Genomic DNA, 1,054 nt, shown 5'->3' on the forward strand with positions numbered 1-1,054 from the left:
CTACTGTTGGGAGCACAGAATGCCTTTGCCAACGCTTCGCAGATCCTTGCGGCGCAGGCATATGGCTCAGGGAGCCCCTCCCGCTTGCGCGCCACTTTCCACGAAGGGCTGGCGATCAGCCTGATGGTCTGCCTTTTGGGTCTCGGCGCTCTTTGGCTGGCCGCCGACAGCCTGCTCGCCATGTCCGGACAGAACTCTGATGTTCAAGCGGGTGCGCGCACCTACTTGATCATCTTCGTCGGCGTTGTGATCAGCGAAGCTGTAGCTCAGAGCCTCTCAGCTTTTTGCAACGGAACTGGCGACACGCGGAGGCCACTCATCAGCTATCTCTTGTCGGTGCCCGTGAATGTCACCCTGTCGTGGGCACTGATCCACGGACACTACGGCCTGCCACACCTGGGCTTGGCTGGCGCAGCGATCGGCAGCGTGGCTGGTGCCGTTTTGCGCGTCGGGTACTTGATCGGACTGCGACTGCGACCAGTGTCGGACATCGAGATGCCGCCTCTTTGGCTGGGCATGAAATCGCATTTGGCCTTTGCCCTGCCAGTGGCCGCGACCTTCTTCAGTGCGCAGGCGTCTTCCAGCGTCTGTATGTTGATTTATGCCGCTTACGATGTCCGGCAGTTCGCGGCGCTGACCCTGATCCTTCCATGGATACAGGTGGCTGGCACCTTCGGCATGGCCTGGGCGCAAGCGGTCGGCATTTTCGTAGCGCAACATCTTGGCCGCGAAGGCCCTTCAGAAAGCTTGCGCGGCACACTGCGAATGGCATGGAAAGGAGCATTCATCATGTCCGCGGTAGTGGCGAGCCTCTATACAATGGTGATCCTTTCCTCGGATCCACTCTATCCCTCGCTGGCGCCGGAGACCCGCGCTGCATTGATCAGCTTCCTTCCCGTTTTAATCCTACTCCCCTGGCCCAAGAATTCGAATGCGATCTGTGGCAACTCGCTGCGCGCTGCCGGGCGTACTGTCTACGTGATGCACATCTTTTTGTGGTCGCAATGAGCCTTCAAAGTGCCACTCAGCGCGGCGCTGGTGCTCTGGTTGGACA

1 protein-coding gene is annotated in these 1,054 nt (G+C 59.7%); it reads left to right on the forward strand.

Annotation, left to right across the window (positions count from 1 at the left end):
* Positions 1-1,008 (forward strand): MATE family efflux transporter (locus ACXAG7_RS19865; RefSeq protein WP_476667913.1); only part of this gene is annotated, 1,008 nt, incomplete at its 5' end.
* Positions 1,009-1,054 lie beyond the last annotated feature (46 nt).

The sequence above is a fragment of the Tenacibaculum sp. AWR4_210 genome (assembly GCF_056160945.1).